Origin of the sequence: Aliiroseovarius conchicola (genome assembly GCF_041403445.1) — a bacterium.
GTDB classification, from domain to species: Bacteria; Pseudomonadota; Alphaproteobacteria; order Rhodobacterales; family Rhodobacteraceae; genus Aliiroseovarius; species Aliiroseovarius conchicola.
In genome coordinates this window covers 26,989-49,832 of the sequence record NZ_JBGEHL010000009.1, presented here as the reverse complement: position 1 = coordinate 49,832, position 22,844 = coordinate 26,989, and the positions used below count along the sequence as shown (strand labels likewise).

Genomic DNA, 22,844 nt, shown 5'->3' with positions numbered 1-22,844 from the left:
AAGGATGCGCTAATCCAAAAGCGCTTTACCATCTGCCGCGCTTCTGCGAAGAGCTTTTGCAAACAGGGTCACGTCAATATCAGTTGCAACAAATGTCGCGCCCAGCGCCAGGCATTCGCGCTGCATGTCGCGATCCAGAGTAAGTATCCCAGCCGCCTTACCTGCTGCAACGGTTCGGGCAATCGCGTCCAGAACGGCGGTCTTGACCTGGGGATGCCCCGCCTGCCCGATATGCCCCATATCGGCGGCAAGATCAGAGGGTCCGATAAATACACCGTCAACGTCCGTCGCTAGAATGTCATCAAGCGCAGCCAACCCGGCAAGGCTTTCGACTTGTACCAGCAAACAGATTTGATCGTCTGCCGTGGTAAGATAGTCGGGGATCTCCGCAAACCGCGACGCGCGGGCCAAGGCTGATCCGACGCCGCGAATTCCGTGCGGGGGATAGCGCACGGCACGAACCAGTTCGTTGGCCTGATCACCGCTCTCGACCATCGGAACCAGAAGGTTTTGCACACCAGCATCCAGATACTGCTTGATCATCCAGCTTTCACCGATCGGCAAACGGGCAACCGGATGGCTATCTGAGGCCTCGATCACTCGGACCTGATCAAGGATTGAGCGTAGGTCGTTGGGCGCATGCTCTCCGTCAACTAGCAGCCAATCGAACCCTGCGGTGGACGCGATCTCGGCGGCATAGGCATCCGCCATACCGACCCAACAGCCGATCTGGGCGCGGCGCTCGCTCAGCGCCTGTTTGAAACGGTTGCTTGGTGCGGGCATGAGGCCTCCTTACGCGAAACGGATGTCGACGGAACCGAAGGGGCCAAAATCAGCGTGGATTTTGGTCCCGGAGGGGCACTCAACGGGACGGATGAAGCTGCCAGACAGGATAACCTGGCCCGGCTCAATACTCTGCCCATATTGCGCCATACGTCGAGCTAGCCAAACGACACTTTCGACGGGGTCATTCAGCACGCCAGCGCCCAGACCCGTCTCTTCGATCTCGCCATTTCGGAACGTCAGTGCACCGACCCAGCGCAGATCGAAGGCGCCAACCGCGTGGCGTTCGGCACCAAGCACAATACCGGCATTGGCGGCGTTGTCGCTGATCGTATCGAAGACTGTACGGGCGTTGCCAGTCTCGGGATCGACCCGCTCAATGCGCGTATCGAGGATTTCGATGGAGGGTGTTACATAGTCCGTGGCCGCCAACACATCCTCGCGCGTGACCCCTGCCCCAGCCAACGGCGCTTTCATGACGAAGGCTATCTCGGCTTCGATCCGGGGTTGGATAAACCGCCCGGCAGGAACGGTGTCGCCGGTTTCGAAAAGCATGTCATCAAACAGGATGCCGCTGTCCGGAATGTCGATATTCAGCGCGTATTGCATCGCCTTCGAGGTCAGGCCAATCTTCCAACCGATAACGCGACGCCCCGCGGTCAACTTCGCACGATAGATCGCATTTTGCACCGCATAGGCGTCGTCCATATCCATTTCAGGATGGCGACGGGTCAGAAGCCCTATCTGTTCGCGCGTTTTCTCAGCCTTGAGCAGGTCGGCGGCGGCGCGTGCATGATCTTCGGGCGTCATACCGCTTCGTCCTCGACGCCGTTTCGCAGCGTGCCGATGCCTTCGACCTCGACCTCGACCACATCGCCGGGTTTCAGGTATTTCGGCGGATCAAACCGCGCGCCTGCGCCGGTCGGTGTACCGGTTACGATGATGTCGCCGGGCTGCAGCGTCATGAACGTCGAAATGTACTCGATCTCGCGGCGGATCGGGAATGTCATGCGGTTCAGGGTGTCGTCTTGTCGGACCTCTCCGTTAACGCGGGTGATGATGCGGGCGTCGTCCAGCTGCGCTGCATCGGTGAAGGGCACGAGCCACGGGCCAATGGCACCGGACCGGTCCCAGTTCTTGCCTTGGGTTACGTTGAACTTTGCATGCCGCACCCAATCACGGATCGTGCCTTCATTGCACAGCGTCAGTGCTGCGATATGGTCATAGGCATCGTCTTGAGAAATCCGTCGACCGCCCTTGCCAATGACAATCGCGACCTCGCCTTCGTAGTCCAGGGTGTGGTTCTCAGGCGGCCGGATCAAAGGCCGGTTGTGCCCAGTGAAACCCGAGGCGAAGCGCGGAAACAGCGACATATATTTCGGCTGTGCGCTGCCGTCTTTGTACTCTGCATTCCGGTCTGGGAAATTCACACCCACACATAGAATGCGGGGGGCGTTGGGCAGGACCATCTCATATTGGAAATCTGTATGGGTCACAGGCTGGCCTTGGGACGCACCAGCAAGCTTGTCGAACTCGCCCGCGGCGACAACGTCATAAAGGCTGGCGTGGTCCGCAAACGCATCATTCAGAGCGATAGCACCGCCATCAGTGATGGTTCCGAAAAAGGTCTCTTCCCCAGAGGAGAATGTGGCAAAGTGCATGTGTTTTCCTTTGAATGCGGGTCAGACAGAGAAGCTTATATTGGCCTGTCCCGTGCCTGAACTTCCGAAGTAGGGGGTGTAGATGTCGATCTCGCCCTCATAATCCTTCCAACCCAATGCACCGAACAGAAGGGCCGTGTCATTCATGGCGCATTCCCCGGTGCATTTGACCGCGTAGTCGGGCAAAAGGTCCAGAAACTCGCCCCATTTTCCATTTTCCCAAAGCTCCAAAACCCGTAGGTCCATCTGGCGGTTGAATTCACCGTTCACCGAATTCAGCCCATCGACGGACCGTTCATTGGGTGTGAAATCGTGGCTCATCGACCCAGACGCAAAGATTGAGACCTTGCGATCCGAACGCCGGATGCCTTCCGCAATCGCAGACCCCCAACGGCGGTTTTCTTCGATGGATGAAAACTGATTTACGGCAACGGGCAACACGCGTGCATTCACACCTTCGTTGATGAAGTGCATGGGCAGGAGCGTGCCATACTCCATCCCCAAATCGGGTTGGGCATGCCCCATGGCGCGCTCGCCACGTTCCTCAAGCACACTCAGAATGCTTCGGGAAAGTTCACTGTCACCCTGATAATCGAATTCCATATCTGCCAACATATGCGGCAGTTCATGGCTGATGAAACGGCCTTTATGATGCGGTTTGGCGTTTAGGTGGAAGCCCTGATTGGTGATCCAGTGGGTATCGAAGATGATGAACGTATCGACGCCGCGATCAATCGCATCCTGTCGTAGCTTCGCATAGCCATCAATGGCCGGCTGGCGAATGCCTTTGTACTTCTCCATCGTGTGCGACATCCAGATGCTTGGCACATGGGTAATTTTTGCAGCTTGAACGATGTGTCCCATTGGGTCTCCTCCCCTTTGGTTGTCGCGCGTTTCGGTCATGATACGGTTTGGACGTCAGACGCCCAAACGCATGATTTTGTGCTGCCCTGTGGCAAATCCGATGTGCTTTTGCTCCATGTAGAATTCAAAGCTCCAATCGCCACCGTCACGCCCGATGCCCGAAGACTTCACCCCGCCAAAAGGTGTCGGCAGGTGACGCACGTTTTCCGAGTTCACCCAGATCATGCCCGCTTCCAATTGATCGGTAAAGCGCAGAGCGCGGGTCAGATCGTTTGTCCAGACATATCCCGCCAGTCCGTATTCAGTGTCGTTGGCCATCGCCAACGCCTCTTCTTCGGTCGAGAACGGGATTGAAGTCAGAACCGGTCCAAAAATCTCTTCCCGTGCGATGCGCATTTCGTTGGACGCATTGGTGAACAGCGTTGGTCGAATGAAATATCCCTCGTCACCAAGCTTTACCCCGCCCGCTGCGATCGTGGCGCCATCCTCTTTGGCGATGTCGAAATAGCTTGTAACTTTGTTGTAGTGCTCTTCCGTCACCAGCGGGCCAATTTCGGTCGCTGGGTCCAGCGGGTGCCCGACCTTGATATTGTTGATGCGCTCGACCAGCTTGGCTTCAAACGCCTCGCGGATCGTATCCTGAATGAACAGGCGCGATGACGAGGTGCAACGCTCGCCGTTGATCGAGAAGATCATGAAAATGACGGCGTCCAGTGCTCGCTCAATGTCGGCGTCATCAAACACAATGACGGGGTTCTTACCACCCAGTTCTAGATGCATCCGCTTGAGCGTATCCGCCCCCTGTTTCGTGATGATTGAGCCGGTGCGGCTTTCACCCACAAATGCGATTGCCTTGATCGCAGGATGCTCAGTCAGGCGTTTCCCGGCGTCGTGGCCATAACCGTTCACCGTGTTAAGGACGCCCGGTGGCACCCCTGCATCTTCCGCGATCTCCACCAGCAATCTGGCAGATAGCGGGCTGTCTTCGGCTGGTTTATGGACCACAGTGCAGCCCGCAGCCAACGCCGGGGCGATTTTCCATGTCGACAACATAAACGGGGTATTCCATGGCGTAATCACGCCCACCGGCCCGATGGGTTTGCGGGTCGTGATATTCGTCAGTGTAGGGGATTGAAGATGCTGGCCGTCACGCGCTGAGGTCACTTGATCCGCGAAGTAGCGGAAGTTTTCGGCCCCCCGCAGCGCTGCCTTCGACATGAAACGCAAAGTCTGTCCCGTGTCCCAACATTCACACAGCGCAATTTCTTCAGCGCGCGCCTCGATCGCGTCGGCGACATTGATCAGAATTCTCTTCCGTTCCAACGCAGGCATGTCGCGCCAAGCGGGAAAGGCAGCAGCGGCAGCCTGTGCCGCCGCATCAACGTCGGCTTCCGAGCTGCGCGTAACATTGCAGATATGGCTTTTGTCGATAGGGCTGATCGTGCTGAACGCGCCGGCCGAGCCAGCTTTATCTTCACCCGCAACGCGATTGGGTATCCCACCATCGCGAAACCGTTTTAGATATCCGGTCAGTTTCTCAAGATTCACTGCAAGATCGTTCATGGGTTATCTCCCGGCAGCTGAGTAGGCGGCCGTGCATTTCATTGTCATGTTAATTATTATCATGCTAAGTATTTTCAACATTAGGAGTCAAGTGCGAACGGCCCGTTATGACAAAATTAGCAGCGCGGATGGTCAATCATCGGAACACGTCAGCTTACCGGAGGTTCCCATGTCTGAGACGTCACCCATCCTGTCATTGCCCTTGATACAAGCGGCCCAAGCCCAGAAACACGTCACTCACAACGAGGCTTTGCGTCTCCTTGATGTACTGGTTCAACTGTCGGTCACATCAATGACTGAAACCACCCCTCCCGTCGGTGCGTCTGATGGAGATCGTCATATTGTCGCGGCGGGTGCGACCGGCGATTGGGCTGGCAACGATCACGATGTTACATGGCTACAAGACGGGACCTGGCAGTTTTTGACCCCACTGGAGGGCTGGCGCGCAGATGTGACAAACAGCAGCGAAGCGGTACGGTTCGATGGCGGGCAGTGGGTTTCCACGGCTCAAACCACCAACAATCTTGACCTTGTGGGTGTAAACGCCACGGCTGACGCCACAAACAAGCTGACCGTCGCGTCGGATGCCACGTTGTTGACGCACGACGGCACATCACATCAGCTAAAGATCAACAAAGCCAGCGCCGGGGACACAGCTGCGATGCTATTTCAATCGGACTGGTCAGGTCGCGCAGAGTTCGGACTGGCAGGAGACGACGAGTTTCGCATTAAGACCAGCGCAGACGGTTCAGTTTGGAACGAGGCGATCACCGCGACAGGTGACGGCGATGTGGGCATCGGCAAAACGCCGGCTGCCAAGCTGGATATCGATGGCGTTATGCGACTTACTCCGGTCGCCAAGGCAAGCCTTCCGTCGGCGGCCACATTCGGTGCAGGGGGCGTTGCATTTGTATCTGATGCTGCCGGAGGCGCACAGCTTGCCTATTGCGATGGAAGCGCTTGGTTGAAAGTCAGCGATGGAACCGCCGTCTAGGGCTTGCAAAAACCGAAACCGCGGGGGGCTGCGTTATGTATTGCGCGGCCCGCCATCCAATCCAAACGGTGTTACGAAGGCCTGAAAAGACCCGGCCTCGCCGTCCTTACCGCTTAGTGTAGCTTCTTCCGAGCTGATGCCCCAATCGATACCGATCGTAGGGTCATCAAAGCGCACCGACATCTCGGTTTCGGGCGCATAATGGTCCGAGCATTTGTAAAACACGTCGACATCATCGGTCAGGGTTACAAAGCCGTGCAGACAGCCCTCGGGCACCAACAAGGCTGACCCGTTTTGGTCCGACAGCTCAACAGCGACCCATTCGCCATAGGTCGGCGATCCATCACGAACGTCCACGGCGACATCAATAATGGCGCCTCGCAGGCATCGAACCAACTTGGCTTGCGCGTGTGGGGGCGCTTGGCAATGCAGTCCACGCACCGTGCCTTTGGTCGCTGATCGTGACAGGTTATCCTGAACAAATATTGACGGCAGGCCCGCATTTTCCATCGCACGGGTCGAGAAGGTCTCGCTAAAGAAGCCGCGATTGTCGCCAAAACGCGCTGGTGTAACAACAACCACACCGTCCAGCTTGGTCTGTTCAACTTTCAATCTAGGTTCTCCGAATTTTTTTGAACTGGCTATCAAAAGCCATCGGTATTCAAATAGTTATCCACGAATGCGTCGCGCCCGCCGACCTGGTAATGGCAGCAATTTCGCAGCCGTCAGATACAGAATATACAAATCCAGACGCAAGGACTTGTTTACATGATAAATGTAGTCGAGCTGTGCCTTGCGTGGAATGCATCGGCGCACGTAGACGTCCTCTGATTCTTGCTGCGTTTCACACTGCGCCAACATTTTTTCTTCGTGGCTGTGGAAGATAATCGACGCAAGCCCGGTAATTCCAGGGCGATCCAGCAACACCTGCTGATAAATCGCCGCGTTGGAATTCACGTATCGCGGCTCGGGCGGGCGTGGCCCAACAAAGCTCATCTCGCCTTTCAGCACATTCCAGACTTGGGGCAACTCATCCAATCGATGGCTGCGAAGAAACCGCCCCATCGGCGTGATGCGGCTTTTTTTGTGCCCGCCGGTGATGCCGACATTCTCGTGATCCGGAACGGTCCGCATTGTTCTAATCTTGAGTAGGTCGAACGTCTTATCGAAAGTCGTATTGCGCAACGAGCGATATATGAAAGGCCGCCCATCCTTGACCACAACAATCACGTATAAAACCGCAAGCGCTGGGATCACCGGTATGCACAATACCAGAGCAAAAAAGATGTCAAAAAGACGCTTCATTCCTGTCGCTTCCTGCTCGCGCGCCTCTGATCTGAAATACGGGACTTCAGTCATGCCAACCATCAGGACCATAACCCCGTCGGCCCACAGCGCAATAGGCAACAAAGCCTGCCTGCTTGGCATCTTTGGGAGAATAAATATTGCGCAGGTCGGCCATGCGAGGGTTTTCCATCCTTTTTGCCAGACGTTTCAAATCCAGTGCACGGAATTCATTCCATTCCGTTAGGATCACGACTGCGTCTGCATTTTGACCCGCTTTATACGCATCTTCGACCCAATGTGCACCCGGCAAAAGCTCTTCTCCTTCGCGCAAGCCCTGAGGATCAACAACGCGCACCTTTGCACCTGCCCCGATCAGTGCCGGAACGATGGTCAAGCTGGGCGCGTCACGCATATCATCAGTGTTAGGTTTGAAAGTCACACCAAGGACAGCAATCGTCTTGCCAGACACCGATCCATCGCAAAGATCGACAATCTTATCGATCATCCTTCGCTTGGTTTCCTCATTCACAGTGATGACGGTTTCGGTGATCTGCATGGGCAAGCCATGTTCCTGCCCGATCCGCGCAAGAGCTTTCGTATCTTTCGGAAAACAGCTCCCTCCATACCCGGGACCAGAGTGAAGAAACTTGTTACCAATACGACCGTCCAGACCCATGCCTTTCGACACTTGCTTGACGTCGGCACCAACACGCTCGCACAAAGCGGCAATCTCATTCACAAAGGTGATCTTTGCGGCAAGAAAGGCGTTTGCTGCGTATTTGATCATCTCGGCGCTTTCCAGGTCGGTCGTAACAATCGGGAAATCTCTCAGAAAGAGCGGGCGATAGATATCGGACATGATTTCAGATGCCCGCTCATTCTGTACGCCAACGACCACTCGGTCAGGTCTCATGAAGTCATCAATGGCCGCACCTTCGCGCAGGAACTCTGGGTTCGAAGCGACGTCGAATTCAAGCTCGGGTTTCGTTTTGTGGATGACCTGTTTCACCTTGCGGTTGGTGCCCACCGGCACCGTCGATTTCGTCACGACGACTGCGTAATCTTCAAGCGAATCAGCGATCTCTTCTGCCGCAGCGTAAACATATGAAAGGTCGGCATGGCCGTCTCCACGACGCGTTGGCGTGCCAACGGCGATAAAAATTGCTTTCGCACCTTTGACGGCTTCTTTCAGGTCTTGCGTGAACGACAAACGCCCGGCAGCGACGTTTTTTGCCATTAGATCTTCCAGACCCGGCTCATAGATCGGAACTTCTCCGGCATCGAGCAGCGCAATCTTGGCCGGATCCTTGTCGACACACACAACGTCGTGCCCGAAATCCGAGAAACACACACCCGACACTAGCCCAACATATCCGGTGCCTATCATTGCAATTTTCATTGGCTCGAAACCTCTTTAATCAAAATACTTCTATGACGAGATGCTGTATCGCGCAAACCCTGTCAACGCATGGCGAACCTCCGCCTATCTTGACTTCGCCGCATTTGCGCCACGACCACGCCATGGCATGCTGTGATCCTTCCGATCGGGATACACAAATCAGAGATATATTATGTTTGGAACAGCACTTAAAACCCTTGGAGTTGCAACGGCGATGTCCATTACGCTCTTTGCTTCGTCAGCAGACGCGGCCTGCGCTGTAAAGAGGGTGCAAGGTGTTGAAAAATCAATTCCAAACAAAGGGTTGAACCAAGCCCTTCTTGAAAAGGCGGTGGTGTCACGAGTGAATGCAGAACGCTGCAAGAGAGGGCTCAACCCCCTGAAGCCCATATCGGGGCTAAGAAAGCAAGCAGCCAAACATTCCACCTGGATGGCACGCAGCCAAAAGCTGAGTCACAAGGCCAGTGGTTCGTTCCGACGTTCGCTTTCAGATCGTTTGAAAGCATCCGGGGTACGCTTTCGCACCGGCGCCGAAAATATCGGCATGGTCCATCTGTATGGCATTGATGGCCGACGGTTTATGATTCGCTCTTCTGAGCAGTGTCACTTTACGGCAAAAAACGGTGGGCGAATTGGACGGCACTCATATGACAGTCTGGCGAAGCTGGTTGTCCGCAAATGGATGGAATCACCCGGACATAGAAAGAATATATTAGGGAAAAAGCTGCGCTACAGTGGTGTAGGAGCCGGGGTTCAGCCTCGTTCCAAGCATTGTGGTTCGGTTTTCCTTACCCACATTTTCGCCGGATGATTGTGGGTATGGCATCGCTGCCACAGGGCAGCAAACTTCTGCATACTGGGGGCTTTGAATGCAAGAACACACTTCCAATGACGCTCTTGGTATGTAAAACAATCATGGACGGCTCGTAAAATCTGCGCGCCCGCTAATTAATTATGGAGTATGAAACATGAAAAAAGTGATGACCCTTGCCGCTGCTGGCATGATCGCTCTGTCCGCACCTGCTTTCGCTGGCGCTTACGGCGACGCAGTTGTTGAAGAAGAAGTAGTAGTAGTTGAAGAAGCTGGTAGCTCGCTGGGTAACACCGGTCTGGCACTGCTTGGCCTGGCTGTTGTAGCCGGCATCATCGCTGCTTCGGACGATTCGACCGACACATCGAACTAATTCGAATACTTCGCAAGAAGTACTCAATCTGAAACGGCAAGCTCTTGGGCTTGCCGTTTTTGTTTGTAGAGGTCATGATTCCACCATTGGCTGAATGCCCTATCTGGTGCGAAGGACTCTCTGCATTGCAAAAGATCATACCGATCATTTTGGCTGGCGGGATCGGTAAACGGCTCTGGCCAATGTCGCGCGAAAGCTATCCCAAGCAGTTTCTGAAGTTCGAAAACACGCTTAGCCTGTTCCAAAAGACTGTACAAAGGTTTCAGCGCCCAGAGTTTCAGCGACCTATTATCGTCACCAACGAAGATTATCGCTTTCACGTCGTTGAGCAGATGGGCGAGATTGGCACACTGCCAGAACTGATTTTACTAGAACCAATGTCGCGTAACACTGCGGGCGCGGTTCTGGCGGCAGCTCTGGCGCAAGCACGCAAAGATCCTTCGTCCATTTGTGTTGTTGCCCCGTCAGACCATCAGATGCCAGATCCCGAGTCGTTTGCAAGGGCGGTTGTAAATGGCATGCCCGCGGTTGAAGCGGGTCAGATCGTGACCTTTGGGATCAAACCAAATAGACCCGAGACCGGATACGGATATCTGGAACTGGCGGGTCCAACCGACGGAAGCAACGCGCCGATCCCAGTCCTTTCATTCACCGAGAAACCGAACCTCGCTACAGCCAAAGAGATGGTGGATGGTGGCACTCATCTCTGGAACGCGGGGGTTTTCATGTTCCGGTGTTCAGACATCATTTCATCGTGTGACAGATACTCCCCCGATATTTGTGCATCGGTGAAAATGGCACTTGCTGGCAGTGAACTTGATCTGGGCTTCACCAGACTCTCAGAATCTGAGTGGCGAAAACTGCCAGATATTTCGCTGGATTATGCCGTTATGGAGCACGCGGACAACATCACTGCCGTTCCCTATGATGGCGCTTGGTCGGACCTTGGAAGTTGGCAGGGTTACTGGCAAGAGACACGTGACAACACCAGGCCGAAAGACGGTGTGGTCAAGGTCGGTAACGCTCACGACTTCGATTGTCACAACACTCTTTTGATGTCCGAAACACCGAAACAAGCAATCGTTGGGCTTGGCCTACGCGACCTTGTGGCTGTCGCGATGCAGGATGCAGTGTTGATTGCTGATCGAAGTCGAACTGGCGAAATTGGTGCCGTCGTACAGGCTCTTACGACCAGCAATGTATCGCAGGCTACCGTACGCCCTCGCGATTTCCGCCCCTGGGGGTGGTTTGAACAGCTCGTTGATGGGCCCGGATTTCAGGTGAAGTTGATCACAGTGCATCCGCGCGGCGTGCTTTCGCTGCAATCACATACTCACCGTGCCGAGCATTGGGTGGTCGTGGAGGGCTCAGCAACTGTGACAATCAGGAACAGCACGTTTGAACTGTCAGCAAACCAATCGACCTATATTCCGACTGGTGAACTACATCGCCTGGAAAACACGGCACCGCACGACCTGAAGATCATCGAGGTGCAAACGGGGGCGTATCTTGGTGAAGATGATATCGTCCGATACGAGGACGCGTATGCGCGCCAATAGTTCAGACTGCGAGATTACAGACGCAGATTTTGAACCGCCAAGCTACCAAGGCGTTGACCGATCCACTGGCTTGATTTCAGAACACGCCCGCGTCCGTCAACCCAATAGACATTGGAAAACTTGATTTCGCCACGCTGGCAGCTTTCCTTCATCACCACGGCGTCCGCGTTGATCTCACCAAAGGTCACACGCTCGGATTTCACGCGGGTCAGGGTACAGTCTACCTTAAGACTGGTATTCTGCCCGAGGTCTCCGAGGTAAAAATGCTCTCTTTGATATGATGCCTCACGCCGAGAAGTGATCGCTGATACGGCGGTATCGATACGCGCTGCCATCAAGTCATCACCCAGGCCACGGGTGTTTGACAAAACCCCGCGCTTGAAAACGAGCGCCTGACCTGGCGCACTGCCCCAAGTTACATAGTCACCATTCCGACCGGTGGGACTAATTGCAAGAACAGCATTGGTATCCACACGAACTGCTAACGCAATCGGTCCCTTCGTGGCTGAGAGGGCTTTCTTTACAATCGCATTTGGGTCAGCAGGCTTCGCCGATGCTTGGGATTTGGTCCCCTCAGACTTCACTCCCAGCTTCGGAAGAAGGTTTTTACCGGATTCCTGCAAGAGCTTCGCTGTGATCTTGGGCAGTTCGATTTCGGAGTTATCCGACCCGCAGGCACCAAGCAACAGCACACCGCAAAGCGCTAGTTTCGCGGCTCCACGCCGCATATGGAAACTCGTTCTCAACACACTCATCTCCAGAACTTACCCCAACGCGACGCCAGCGCGTTCCCGTGGCCAGCCTCGACCCATTCGAACAGCCGACCGTCAGTCTCCAGCTTTGCGCCGCCGTCGCGCGACAAAGACCTCAATTCCGCAGATGAGTTCCCGCGTGATGGCGTACCAAACGCCCATTCAAACGGGATGGACAGCCGAATACCTTTGTCGAAAGAACCTTCGCCAAAATCTTCAGCGGATACGTTGGTTTTGGTCACGAAACCGCCGACCTTCCACCCATTTGCAAATGTCCGGTCAACCGACAGCGTCGCTCCGTAGTCGCCCGCTAGGTAACGACCAACATCGACCTGCCCAGTAAACCCATTTCCAAAGTCGTAATATGCCGACAAATGACCCGTCACGACGCTATAGTCGCGAAACCCAAAAAGCTGGTCGAAGTCGCGCTGTTTCACCCAAGCCACTTCTGCGCCAAGTGCCAGCTGACTGTCGACAGGCTTCCATAGAAGCTCGCCTTGCACACCCCCGAACATACTTTCCAAATATCCAACAGAGACGCGGCTATAGAGGTTCTTGCCTGGGCGTCCATACATTGTCGCAGTCAGGTGAGAGATTGCAGGATTCCCTTCAGCCGCATAGGCAGCCGCAAGCGTGCGTACGGGTGGAAGGGCAGTCTCCTCGTTGACATCGTAGGTGCCCAAATCCCCCCACAGACTCTGCGACAGCGCGCCAGAAAGGAAGAAGTTAGGAGCAACCTCGTAGCTGGCGCTGAGTTTCAAACCGAAATCCGCACGGATCGGACTGTTCGGATCAAAGAAGCTGAGACCCAGATAAGGGGCAAGTCCCCACCGGAACCGGTCCTGTGGCATGGCGAGTTCGGAGTTGCGCACAGCGCGTGGCTCGGCCTCGTCGATAGTAACGCGTTGGAACATATCCACAGCGGGAGCATTTTCCAGTTTTTCTACATCGCTGCGCCGCATCGTGACCTTTGACAACGGCACACCCTTGTCGACCAGTGTGATCACGAAAGTTTCGACAGATGGCGGCATCGCGTGGGTCAGGATGCGCGCCGTTCGACCAAGGGCTTGTGCAGGGGAATGATACTTGCGGTTGGTCACCTTAAGCTCAGTCCGGCTGGTGCCCAATGCAAGGCTTTCCAATGTGATGCCCTGCTTGTTAAGCGCCTCTCCCACTGCTTTGCGGATGCCGGTCTCATTTGTGGGATCAGAAATCCATTCCGTCCCCCAAGCCTGTGCATTGCTACGCGCGGGGCGGGGTTTGACAGGCAAAGGCGCGCGCTCGTTGCCGGTGCGCGCAATTGGTTGACGCGGATTGATGCGCACAACAAGATTCGCCCCGAATGTATCGCCATTCAGATAGAATGCATTGACGTGGATCGCGGGCGATACCTGATAATCAACGGCAAAGTTGAAGGGGGACTTGTGCTCCATGATGCCGGCTGCAACTTCTTGCACAAACGCATCAGACGAGTACTCGGCCTTCACTGTCAGCTTGTCACTCACCTTGTAGGACACACCGGCGAATGGCGCGAAATCACCGCGGAACCACTGGCTAGCATTCAGCGTACCACCCTGACCGAAATCCCAAGGTGGGCGCGATCCGGTAGAACCGATCGGTTTATAGCTGCCTAAGCGCCCCCAGCCCAAACCACCGGTGATCCGCAAACGGTCCCCGATGGATTTGGTCGCAACGATGTACTCGCTGGAGTAAATACCTGTCCCGATGAAATCGCGGATACCCACCGATACAGCCGGAAAATATTTGCTTTCGTTCAGAACACGATAGCGAACGTCAAAGCTGCGGTCGAAATAGTCGCCGACTCGCGGATGAAAATCCGCCAATTTTGCATAGCGGAAACTACCAGTTAAACGCGGCGTAATCTGAAAACTCAGTGTACCGTTCGCATTCGGACCATATTGCGAATAGGTAAAAGCCAACTCGCTATCAGCCGCAGCCTCGGCCGTCGGCATGGCGATCAGGCCCGGAGTACCATAGATCGTGTAGCTTGATGTCAGCGTTCCAACTTCTGCGTGCGTAGGGGTCGCAAATGTCCCCAGTGCTCCGATTGCCGCCAATTTGCAGAAATCTACCCGTACAATGCCCACTGCCGTCTCCGTAAAACTTCTTTTTTGTTCAAATACGCGATCCAAAACGACAAATCACGCAAAACCGACAATTGCAGACGATTTGCGGTGGATTGTCGCGCAAATACACGAATTCCTTCACGTTCCGTCTAGCCATTGTAACGCCACGTTACCAGCCCCTAGCGGCACCGGTGGCGTATAGTTGACCAAAGATGGTCTGGAACAGGAGCCAATCATGAGCCTTTTTACCCCCTCAGCCGCTTGGGTCAGCGATGAACACCGCATGTTCGCGGATATGACCAATCGGTTCTTTGCCGATGAACTGACTCCCAATATCGAACGCTGGGTGGATCAGGGCATTGTGGACCGCGAATTTTGGCGCACCGCCGGAACCGCTGGGATCATGGGGGGCGCCACGCACGAAGAGTTCGGCGGTGCTGGCGGCGACATGGGGTTCGAAAGCGTTGTTATTTATGAACAAACCCGAACCGGTGATTGCGGATGGGGGTACGGTATCCAGTCGATCGTCACGCATTACATCGCGGCCTATGGAACCGAGGAACAAAAGGCACGCTGGCTTCCCGGCCTTGCATCGGGCGATATCGTCGGCGCGATTGCCATGACTGAACCGGGCACTGGGTCAGACCTGCAAGCAGTGCGCACCCGGGCCGAGAAAGACGGCAATCAATACAAGATTAACGGATCGAAAATTTTCATCACCAACGGTCAGGCCGCCGACCTGATCATCACGGTCTGCACGACTGATCCCGGTGCGGGGTCCAAAGGCGTTTCCCTGATTGTTGTTGAACCCGATCAGTGTGAAGGCTTCAAGCGTGGTCAAAATCTGAAGAAACTGGGGATGAAGGCCAACGACACGTCCGAATTGTTTTATGAAGACGTCAAAGTGCCGCAAACCAACCTTCTTGGATCTGATGAGGGTCAAGGCTTTTATCAGCTGATGAAACAACTGCCGTGGGAGCGATTGCTGATCGCCATCCAAGCGCTCGGTGCGATTGATTTCGCACTGGAACAGACCATTGCCTATACGCAAGAGCGCAAAGCTTTCGGGCAACGTGTGATGGATTTCCAGAACACGCGTTTCAAGCTGGCGGAATGCAAAACCAAGGCCGAGGTTCTCCGCAGTTTCGTCAATGACGGCATTAGTCGGCTGATCGACGGAACCTTGGATGCACCCACCGCCTCGATGGCGAAATACTGGGGCAGCGAAGTGCAGAACGAGATCATGCACGAATGCCTGCAACTCTTTGGAGGCTATGGCTACATGATGGAATACCCGATCGCGCGGCTCTACGCAGATGCGCGTGTTCAAATGATCTATGGCGGCACCAACGAAATCATGAAAGAGCTGATTGCAAGGTCAATTGATGAATGACACCAGCGCCAAGGGGCCCCTAGACGGCGTGAAAGTCGTTGAAATTCAGGGGCTTGGTCCGACGCCGTTTGCGGCAATGTGGCTTGCAGACATGGGCGCAGATGTGGTCCGGATCCAACGACCCGGCCTTAAACCCCTGATCCCGCAGACCTTTGACGTCTTAAATCGTGGCCGCGGTTTCATCGAGCTTGACCTGAAACGCAACGAAGACCACCAAAAAGCACATGTGCTGATCAACAAGGCCGATATGCTGATCGAAGGCATGCGACCCGGCGTGATGGAGCGTCTTGGCCTTGGTCCTGAGGAATTCCAGCACTCCAACCCTCGGCTGGTTTACGGGCGGATGACGGGATGGGGTCAAACCGGCCCACTTGCCCAATCCGCTGGGCATGACATCAACTACATCTCGATCACTGGCGCACTACACGCTATCGGCACAGACAAGCCAGTTCCACCGTTAAACCTGCTCGGTGATTTCGGCGGCGGCGGAATGTATTTGGTCGCCGGAATGCTCGCCGCACTTTATGCGGCGCAAGCAAACGGTAAGGGCGATGTCATCGATGCCGCGATCACCGACGGCACCGCGCACCTGATGGCGATGATCTACTCTCTATATGGCGCCGGCTTGTGGGTCGATCAACGCGAGGCGAACCTTCTGGATGGCGGCGCACCGTTCTATGCGATCTATGAATGCGCCTGCGGGGGACATATGTCGGTCGGCGCATTAGAGCCCAAATTCTACGCCGAGTTTCTGTCCCGCATCGGGATCAATGCGGCGTCCCTTCCCGATCAAATGGACATCGAGGGCTGGCCGGTTTTGCGTGATACCTTTGCCAAACGCTTCGGTAAAAAAACGCGAGATGAGTGGGCTGTTTTGTTGGAAGGCACCGATGCGTGCTGCGCCCCCGTCCTGACCCTCTCAGAGGCGCCAGCCCATCCGCATAATGTCGCACGCGGCACGTTCAGCACGCTCGGCAACGTCACCCAACCTGAAACGGCCCCACAGCTTTCAAGCTATCGGTCAAGCGCAACGGCTGGAGATGTACATACGCCCATCGCATACGAAGATGTGCGACACCGCTGGTCGTAATGCTCTCCAAACGGCTATCGGCCGAACCAGACCAGCTTCCCATCACAAACAAAACCCACCCGGCAATATTCTGAAAAGAGTCCAGAAATACGGTTTTGCCCCTTGCAAACCCCGCACCGTCCAGCTAAATCCCCGCCTACCGCGCTCTGGTAGCTCAGCTGGATAGAGTACCTGACTACGAATCAGGGGGTCGGGGGTTCGAATCCTCCCCAGAGCGCCAATACCATTTTGTAGGACGTCAGACGAAATTGATCTTTGCGTCATAAACTGACCCAATTCACCGCGAACCGGATGTTTGTGGTCTAACCGCGAATATCCGGTTCGAACCCCTTATCTGATGCCGTATGAGATCTTCGTGACGCCGATACGCAGATTTCTTCCTTTCCAAAGCTGCGACTGATGCTCCTGCCAGATTGGCGCGAACGGCCCAAACCGGACTTTCAACACTTGTTCGCTATACTGCGGTGCGCCCGCCCAACCTTCCGTTCGCTGCGCCTGCACCGCCTGAGCTTATCTGACTACACCGCCAGTTTTGTGAACCATTCGCCTTGCACTAAGCAACACTGTGCATCGTTTCGCTGGAAGCGCATGCGCGATTGATGTGCAAAGCGAGGACTTCGACAAACTGGTCAACCGCTTCGTTGGGCTTCTGTGCTTTCGGTAGCAGCAAGCCAAACGTCATCCAGCGTTCAGGAATGATCGGAACTGATGAGACGCGGTCGTGGAACGGGTATGCAACCATTTCATCGGCGATGGTTACGCCAGCGCCTTCTGCAACAAGGGCACAGGCCAGTTGTGATGAAGATACCTCGTGCGTTTTTTGTGGCGTGACGCCTGCCGAGTTGAAGGTGTCATCAAGCTGATCACGCAACAGCAACCCGTGCATTAGCCGTAATACGGTATCATTTACGAGTTGGTCAGCGGTTACATAATCTGCACCCGACAAGGAATGTGTTTTGGGCAAGATGGCGGACGCTCGAACTCGAACAAGCGGCACTGTCCGAATGTCCGGATGAGTTACAGGAAGTGCAGCGATACCCAAATCATATTCCCGCCCGGCCAACCATTTCCCGGCTTCTCGACGGGCACGCACGTCCAGGGTCACATTGACGTCTGGATAACTTTGAATGAACCGTGCCACGGCAGGGGTTGATATGAACTGGGCGATCCTAGGCATTGTTACGATCCTAAGACTTTCCGTCCGGCCGGCTCGAATTTCCCCCGCAATGCGGGGAATTTCATCGAGGTTGTCGAGGATACGTCCGGCTTCCCGGTAAAAGGCGATCCCCTCGGTGGTGGGAGAAAGGCTGCGACCACTGCGATCAAAGAGACTGAGCTTCAGCTCTGTCTCCAGACCGCTAATTAGTCTGCTGATTGCGGGTTGGCTAAGATGCATGACGTCGGAGGCAGCGGCGATTGATCCTTCAGAAAATGCATGCCGGAAGGCTCGGAGAGCTTTGATGTTCATCACAACGACCCTTTACGCTTTTGCATCATTAGATGTCACATTTGCAATTTTGGCAATTAAAATCACTGTTAGAAAGGCTGTGTCATAATTTTGGAGGAGGAGCCCAAATGAAACGCAGAGAATTCCTTGGTGCTGTAACAGCTGCTGTTGCGCTGGCCACAACCACAACTGCAGTTTACGCAGATGATTGGCCCAAACGCCCCATCAACCTCGTTGTTCCCTACAAGGCTGGGGGCGGTACTGATGCCTATGCCCGCGCAATCTCGGCAGCGGCGGAAGGTGTGTTGGATGTACCGGTCGTCGTTGTAAACAAACCCGGCTCGGGTGGTCTCAATGGCGCAAACTCCGTAGTAGGGGCCCGGCCTGATGGATACACGATGATGATGACCTCGGGTGGATCATTCTTGTTGTCAACCATGACACGCGACACCGACGTCGACGCTCTGGACAGCTTCGAGTTTGTTGCTCAGGTAGGGCAGTTGCGTACTTCATTGATGGTGCCGATCAATAGTCCTTATCAGACTGTTCAGGACGTGATCGACGCAGCAAAGACTGATCCCGGCTCGCTTCGCTGGGCACATTCCGGCCGCGGTGGATTCCACCATGTCGGAGGCTTAGGCTTTCTGGCCAACAACGATATCGCGGCGCAAGATGTTCCCTTCAAAGGTGGCGGACCGACGCGTGCGGCGCTGATTGGTGAACAGGCAGACTTTGGCTTTCTTGGCGTGCAACAGCTGCGCGGATTTGAAGAACAGCTCCGGGCATTGGCCGTAAACAGCGCCGACCGCGACACCATCATGTCCGACGTTCCGTCTTTCGGTGAGCTGGATATACCGTTCGCTGCGGTCTCATCTCCGGTCATCGTTTTCGCACCCAAGGGAACGCCCGCTGAAGTCATTTCTGCCATGGAAACCGCATTGGCTGAGATTGCTGCGAAACCTGAATTCGCGGAGCTATTGGCAGAGCGTGGAACCGGCCCGGTTTATGCAAGTGGTGCAGATGCCAAAGCCGCGCTGACCGCGATGAAGGCAGATGCCGCACCGTTGGTGGAGACCTTGAACAACTGAGTAGACAGAGGGTCTGGCCGCCAAGGTTTTACCCTCTCGACTCAAGAATTACTGTAGGAGAGCACGATGCGGGATATGACCGAAGGATTAGTACTCGTCCTGGTATCACTACTTGCGATCTGGGGCGCCTGGTTGGTGCCAGCAGCAAGCCCCGGCGACACTTGGGCGGGGATTGTTCCCTTTTCGGCCTCGGTTGCGTTACTGGTGTTGGCAAGTTTGTTGTTGATTGGTGGGTTGCGTACGACGCCGTCTGGCCCTGATGTCGCTGAGGTCAACGACAGTGGCACAATGGATATCTTGGTCCTATTTGCAATTGCGCTGATCTATCAGCAGTCATTCCGCTGGTTTGGCTACGTCCTGCCCACGGCCATCGTCGCGCCCGTGGTCCTCTACCTATTCGGGGTCCGAAACTGGGTTGGATTGGCGGTTTCGATTGTTGCCTGCCCACTGACATTCCACATCATCTTTTTCGAGCTGCTCGGTGTCTTCCCGCCCTATGGCGAAGTCTTCGATCTGCTTGACTGGTTCCGGGGGTAAGTCCAATGGAAATTTTTCCTGCTCTTCTATCGGTCATCACTGATCCGACGCTTCTTTTTGCCATCGTACTTGCAGCTGCCGTCGGGATGATCGTTGGCGCGACACCGGGTTTGACCGCCTCTGCGGCCATCGCGATGCTTCTCCCGATCACCTTCTATATGCCGCCGCTGTTTGCTCTGGCATTCCTTTACGTGATTGGTAAATCCGGCCGCTATGGCGGGTCGGTTGCGGCGATCCTGTTCAATACACCCGGCACTGCGGCAAGCGCCGCGACGCAGATCGATGGCTACCCTCTTGCGCGCGCGGGCAAAGCCGGGAAGGCGATGAAGGTCGCGACGATCTCATCTGTCATTGGCGATCTCATGGGCGACATCATGCTTGTGGTTGGCGTTGGGTTCATCGCGTCTATTGCTCTGAAACTTGGTCCACCAGAAACCTTTGCTATCTACTTTGCTGCCTTTGTCGTGATTGGTTCTGTTATTGGAAAATCCATCGTCAAAGGCCTGATTTCTGCTCTGCTGGGCATTCTGGTCGCGATGATTGGACTTGATCCGATCTCAAGCGAGGAGAGGTTCACCTTCGGTTCATTCGAATTGTCCAATGGCATTGGCCTAGTGCCACTGATGATCGGTGTTTTCGTTCTGGGCGAAGTCTTTGCGCAGCTGGAGGAGCGCAAGAAAGCGAAGGGAGAGATCAAGGAAAACGAAAGTGATCCGACCGGACACAGCCTGACTTACGAGGAATATAAACCCTGCATCCCGCATGCGGTGCGGGGCGGGTTCATTGGCGCCGGGATCGGCGTTTTGCCAGGTCTTGGCTCTGCCATTGCGGCTTTCATCTCCTACGGAGAAGGTAAACGTCGTGCCAAAAACCCTGAGCTTTGGGGAAAGGGCGCATTGGAAGGCGTCGCCGCACCAGAGGCTGCCAACAATGCGGTGTCTGGTCCGTCGATGGCTCCACTTCTAACCCTCGGCATTCCGGGTTCAACCATCGGGGCCATCCTGCTGGGCGTCTTCCTGATCCACGGTATTCAGGTCGGCCCGACATTGTTTCTCACGGACAAAGAACTGGTCTATCAACTCTTTGCGTGCGGGATGCTGGGCATTTTTGCGTATGGGATCATTGGATATTTTGGTGCCACTCAGGTCGCCCGCATAATTCTGAAGGTTCCGGTCAATGTACTGTATCCGTTGATTTTCATGACCGCATTCGTTGCCGCCTATTCGGCCCGTGGTTCTATGTTCGACGTGACTGTCATGACCGTGGCCGGGTTTGTCGGCTGGCTGATGCGCAAATTCGACTTCAATGTCGCCGCATTTGTCATCTCGTTCGTACTCGCCAAAGGGGCCGAGGAGACCTTCCGCCAATCCTTGCTGATGTCCGATGGTGGAGCACTGATCTTCGTTGAACGCCCCATCGCCGCCGGCTTCATATTGCTCGGACTGGTCGCCATGGGCTTTCGCATCCGATCAATCATGAAGGAACGCAAGATCGCAGACGGAGGACTGGGTGATGCTTGATTATCAGATCTATCGGAACTGTTTCTCATCTGCCGAAATGCGCAGGATCTGGTCGGAGCACGCCACGATAACCGCCTGGCTGAAAGTCGAACAAGTTCTTGCACGTTGCCAGGCCGATCTCGACCTGATCCCCGCTGAAGCCGCCGCCGCCATTGAATTGGTTGGCATATCCGATCTGGATATCGAAGCGCTGGCCGCCGAGATGGATTTGGTCGGTCGGCCTATTGTCGGGCTGGTGAAACAATTGCGCGCCTTGGTGGGAACACAGGGCCCCCACGTGCACTTCAACGCAACCACTCAGGACATCATGGATACTGCGATGGTCATGCAGATGAAGCTGGGTCTGATAGAGATTGAGACTGTCACGGCCCGACTGATCAAGCTGTTGGGCGACCACACCAAGGCGCACTCCTCCACCATCATTATGGGCCGGACCAATGGGCAACACGCGGTGCCAATGAAGCTGGAGGTAAAGCTGGCCGTGTGGCGTTCGGAACTGATACGCCGCCGCGAGGCGTTAGAACAGGCGGCCAGCCGTGGTCTCAACGTTCAGATAGGCGGGCCAATCGGAGACTTGCGTGGCTACGAGGGCGATGCGGGCGAGCAGGTCAAAACCGCCGTTGCCGCACGGCTTGGGTTGGGCGTTGTTGAGCCACACTGGCAAAATGCGCGTGACGGGATCGCAGATGTGGTGACTGCCCTTGGTGCGCTCTGTGCCACACTGTGCAAGATCGCACACAACGTGAATTTGTTGTCCTCTTCCGACATTGCCGAAATCACTGAAACGCACACCAACGGCAAGGGTGCGTCGTCTTCCATGCATCATAAACGCAATCAGCGGACTTCGGAATTCATGGAAGCTGTATCCCGCCTTGGCCGACAAAAGGCTGAACAGATTGGGGAATTCACCTTACATGAGCACGAAAGGTCCGGCGGTGCATGGATCGGAGAATGGGTAATTGTGCCTGAGGTGTTCTTGCTTGCTTCCGGTGCGTTGCAGTGGTCGCAAAATCTGTTTGAGGATCTGACCTTCCACTCCGAAGTTATGGCAAGCCGATGCGGCACCTCAGTCAAGGAGCGCGCAGCCGGGTAGGAATGCGGTGCACCTCAAGTTAATTAGTTGTCACTATTGACAGCTAATAGGTGCGCCCCTAAATGCCGGTAGGAATGATAAATTAAGGTTCTCCGATGCGATCTTTCAAATTTCTCTCAATCCCAGTGCTGGTCATGGTGACGACATACGCGTCCCTCGCCCAAACTCAGGAAACTTCATCACTGTCTGTCACTGTTGATGGGCTACGGAATGGGCAGGGAGCGGTCATTGTTGCCGCGTTCGACCGGGCCGATGCCTTCGAAGCAATGGACGTCAGTAAAGCCGCAGCGATGGCGTATTTGCCCGCCGCGAACACAAAAATCTCGGTGACGTTTCATGACCTACCGCGGGGGGCGTACGCCTTTGCCGCCTTGCATGACGAGGATGGCGATAGTGATTTAGGTATGAATGGCGACGTACCGTCCGAGGGTTATGCATTTTCCGCTATGGGCCGCAGCGGCCTGCCATCAAAGTTCGAAGATGCGGCAGTCGCCACTGGCGATGTAGCAACCTCGACCTTGCGACTGAAATACTGGAATTGAC

22 protein-coding genes and 1 tRNA gene are annotated in these 22,844 nt (G+C 55.1%); 12 read left to right on the top strand and 11 right to left on the bottom strand.

The features are described from left to right. Positions 1–9: 9 nt before the first annotated feature. The 5 genes from V6N04_RS14240 to hpaE are packed head-to-tail and all read right to left on the bottom strand — an operon-like array spanning position 10 to position 4,871. Complete coding sequence (locus V6N04_RS14240) at positions 10–783, bottom strand: aldolase/citrate lyase family protein (RefSeq protein WP_371170859.1); 774 nt, start codon at positions 781–783, stop codon at positions 10–12. Positions 784–792: 9 nt separating this feature from the next. Beyond that, positions 793–1,593 (bottom strand): 2-oxo-hept-4-ene-1,7-dioate hydratase, encoded by an 801-nt coding sequence (gene hpaH, locus V6N04_RS14235; RefSeq protein WP_371170858.1) that lies wholly within the window; start codon positions 1,591–1,593, stop codon positions 793–795. Next, on the bottom strand, positions 1,590–2,444 hold the full coding sequence (locus V6N04_RS14230) for a fumarylacetoacetate hydrolase family protein (RefSeq protein ID WP_371170857.1): 855 nt from the start codon (positions 2,442–2,444) through the stop codon (positions 1,590–1,592). Before V6N04_RS14230 ends, hpaH begins: the two co-directional genes overlap by 4 nt. Before the next feature lie 21 nt (positions 2,445–2,465). Continuing rightward, entirely contained in the window at positions 2,466–3,308 is an 843-nt protein-coding gene (hpaD, locus tag V6N04_RS14225; RefSeq protein WP_371170856.1) for a 3,4-dihydroxyphenylacetate 2,3-dioxygenase, read from the bottom strand. A gap of 54 nt (positions 3,309–3,362) precedes the next feature. Further along, positions 3,363–4,871 (bottom strand): 5-carboxymethyl-2-hydroxymuconate semialdehyde dehydrogenase, encoded by a 1,509-nt coding sequence (gene hpaE / locus V6N04_RS14220; protein ID WP_371170855.1) that lies wholly within the window; start codon positions 4,869–4,871, stop codon positions 3,363–3,365. 169 nt (positions 4,872–5,040) lie between these two features. On the opposite strand from hpaE, the gene V6N04_RS14215 reads away from it, so the two are divergent. Beyond that, positions 5,041–5,865 carry a DUF2793 domain-containing protein gene (locus tag V6N04_RS14215; protein WP_371170854.1) on the top strand — a complete coding sequence of 275 codons (825 nt, stop codon included), beginning with the start codon at positions 5,041–5,043 and terminating at the stop codon, positions 5,863–5,865. Between the two features lie 33 nt (positions 5,866–5,898). Here the strand turns inward: V6N04_RS14215 and rfbC are convergent, their stop codons facing one another. Genes rfbC through V6N04_RS14200 form a run of 3 tightly spaced genes read right to left on the bottom strand, consistent with a single transcriptional unit; the run spans position 5,899 to position 8,551 of the window. Further along, complete coding sequence (rfbC, locus tag V6N04_RS14210; protein ID WP_371170853.1) at positions 5,899–6,477, bottom strand: dTDP-4-dehydrorhamnose 3,5-epimerase; 579 nt, start codon at positions 6,475–6,477, stop codon at positions 5,899–5,901. Positions 6,478–6,534: 57 nt separating this feature from the next. Then, positions 6,535–7,170: a sugar transferase gene (locus V6N04_RS14205; protein ID WP_371170852.1), complete on the bottom strand. Its 636-nt coding sequence runs from the start codon at positions 7,168–7,170 to the stop codon at positions 6,535–6,537. Positions 7,171–7,216: 46 nt separating this feature from the next. Beyond that, positions 7,217–8,551 (bottom strand): UDP-glucose dehydrogenase family protein, encoded by a 1,335-nt coding sequence (locus V6N04_RS14200; protein ID WP_371170851.1) that lies wholly within the window; start codon positions 8,549–8,551, stop codon positions 7,217–7,219. A 172-nt stretch (positions 8,552–8,723) separates the two neighbouring features. On the opposite strand from V6N04_RS14200, the gene V6N04_RS14195 reads away from it, so the two are divergent. The 3 genes from V6N04_RS14195 to V6N04_RS14185 all read left to right on the top strand — a co-directional run bounded on the left by V6N04_RS14195 (position 8,724) and on the right by V6N04_RS14185 (position 11,294). Further along, positions 8,724–9,362, top strand: coding sequence for a CAP domain-containing protein (locus tag V6N04_RS14195; protein WP_371170850.1), 639 nt, complete (start codon positions 8,724–8,726; stop codon positions 9,360–9,362). A gap of 157 nt (positions 9,363–9,519) precedes the next feature. Further along, positions 9,520–9,735 (top strand): hypothetical protein, encoded by a 216-nt coding sequence (locus V6N04_RS14190; protein ID WP_247038358.1) that lies wholly within the window; start codon positions 9,520–9,522, stop codon positions 9,733–9,735. 74 nt (positions 9,736–9,809) lie between these two features. Next, on the top strand, positions 9,810–11,294 hold the full coding sequence (locus V6N04_RS14185) for a mannose-1-phosphate guanylyltransferase/mannose-6-phosphate isomerase (protein ID WP_371170849.1): 1,485 nt from the start codon (positions 9,810–9,812) through the stop codon (positions 11,292–11,294). A gap of 14 nt (positions 11,295–11,308) precedes the next feature. On the opposite strand, the gene V6N04_RS14180 is transcribed toward V6N04_RS14185, so the two are convergent. Together V6N04_RS14180 and V6N04_RS14175 are read right to left on the bottom strand one after the other, a co-directional pair. Continuing rightward, positions 11,309–12,022: a YjbF family lipoprotein gene (locus V6N04_RS14180; protein WP_371170848.1), complete on the bottom strand. Its 714-nt coding sequence runs from the start codon at positions 12,020–12,022 to the stop codon at positions 11,309–11,311. A 23-nt stretch (positions 12,023–12,045) separates the two neighbouring features. Further along, complete coding sequence (locus tag V6N04_RS14175) at positions 12,046–14,154, bottom strand: YjbH domain-containing protein (protein ID WP_371170847.1); 2,109 nt, start codon at positions 14,152–14,154, stop codon at positions 12,046–12,048. A 214-nt stretch (positions 14,155–14,368) separates the two neighbouring features. On the opposite strand from V6N04_RS14175, the gene V6N04_RS14170 reads away from it, so the two are divergent. The 3 genes from V6N04_RS14170 to V6N04_RS14160 all read left to right on the top strand — a co-directional run bounded on the left by V6N04_RS14170 (position 14,369) and on the right by V6N04_RS14160 (position 16,836). After that, complete coding sequence (locus V6N04_RS14170; protein ID WP_371170846.1) at positions 14,369–15,526, top strand: acyl-CoA dehydrogenase family protein; 1,158 nt, start codon at positions 14,369–14,371, stop codon at positions 15,524–15,526. Next, the gene (locus V6N04_RS14165; RefSeq protein ID WP_371170845.1) at positions 15,519–16,616 is read left to right on the top strand and encodes a CaiB/BaiF CoA transferase family protein; all 1,098 of its coding nucleotides are present in this window, start codon (positions 15,519–15,521) and stop codon (positions 16,614–16,616) included. The genes V6N04_RS14170 and V6N04_RS14165 overlap by 8 nt, the downstream gene beginning before the upstream one ends. A 143-nt stretch (positions 16,617–16,759) precedes the next feature. Next, a tRNA-Arg gene (locus V6N04_RS14160) sits at positions 16,760–16,836 on the top strand. Between the two features lie 333 nt (positions 16,837–17,169). On the opposite strand, the gene V6N04_RS14155 is transcribed toward V6N04_RS14160, so the two are convergent. Beyond that, entirely contained in the window at positions 17,170–18,084 is a 915-nt protein-coding gene (locus tag V6N04_RS14155) for a LysR family transcriptional regulator (protein WP_371170844.1), read from the bottom strand. Between the two features lie 107 nt (positions 18,085–18,191). Between V6N04_RS14155 and V6N04_RS14150 the strand changes: the two genes are divergently transcribed. The 5 genes from V6N04_RS14150 to V6N04_RS14130 all read left to right on the top strand — a co-directional run bounded on the left by V6N04_RS14150 (position 18,192) and on the right by V6N04_RS14130 (position 22,843). Then, entirely contained in the window at positions 18,192–19,151 is a 960-nt protein-coding gene (locus V6N04_RS14150) for a tripartite tricarboxylate transporter substrate binding protein (RefSeq protein WP_371170843.1), read from the top strand. Between the two features lie 66 nt (positions 19,152–19,217). Beyond that, the gene (locus tag V6N04_RS14145) at positions 19,218–19,688 is read left to right on the top strand and encodes a tripartite tricarboxylate transporter TctB family protein (protein ID WP_371170842.1); all 471 of its coding nucleotides are present in this window, start codon (positions 19,218–19,220) and stop codon (positions 19,686–19,688) included. A gap of 5 nt (positions 19,689–19,693) precedes the next feature. Further along, positions 19,694–21,208 (top strand): tripartite tricarboxylate transporter permease, encoded by a 1,515-nt coding sequence (locus tag V6N04_RS14140; protein ID WP_371170841.1) that lies wholly within the window; start codon positions 19,694–19,696, stop codon positions 21,206–21,208. Next, entirely contained in the window at positions 21,201–22,301 is a 1,101-nt protein-coding gene (locus V6N04_RS14135; RefSeq protein ID WP_371170840.1) for a lyase family protein, read from the top strand. The genes V6N04_RS14140 and V6N04_RS14135 overlap by 8 nt, the downstream gene beginning before the upstream one ends. 95 nt (positions 22,302–22,396) lie before the next feature. Beyond that, positions 22,397–22,843, top strand: coding sequence for a DUF2141 domain-containing protein (locus tag V6N04_RS14130; RefSeq protein ID WP_371170839.1), 447 nt, complete (start codon positions 22,397–22,399; stop codon positions 22,841–22,843). Position 22,844 lies beyond the last annotated feature (1 nt).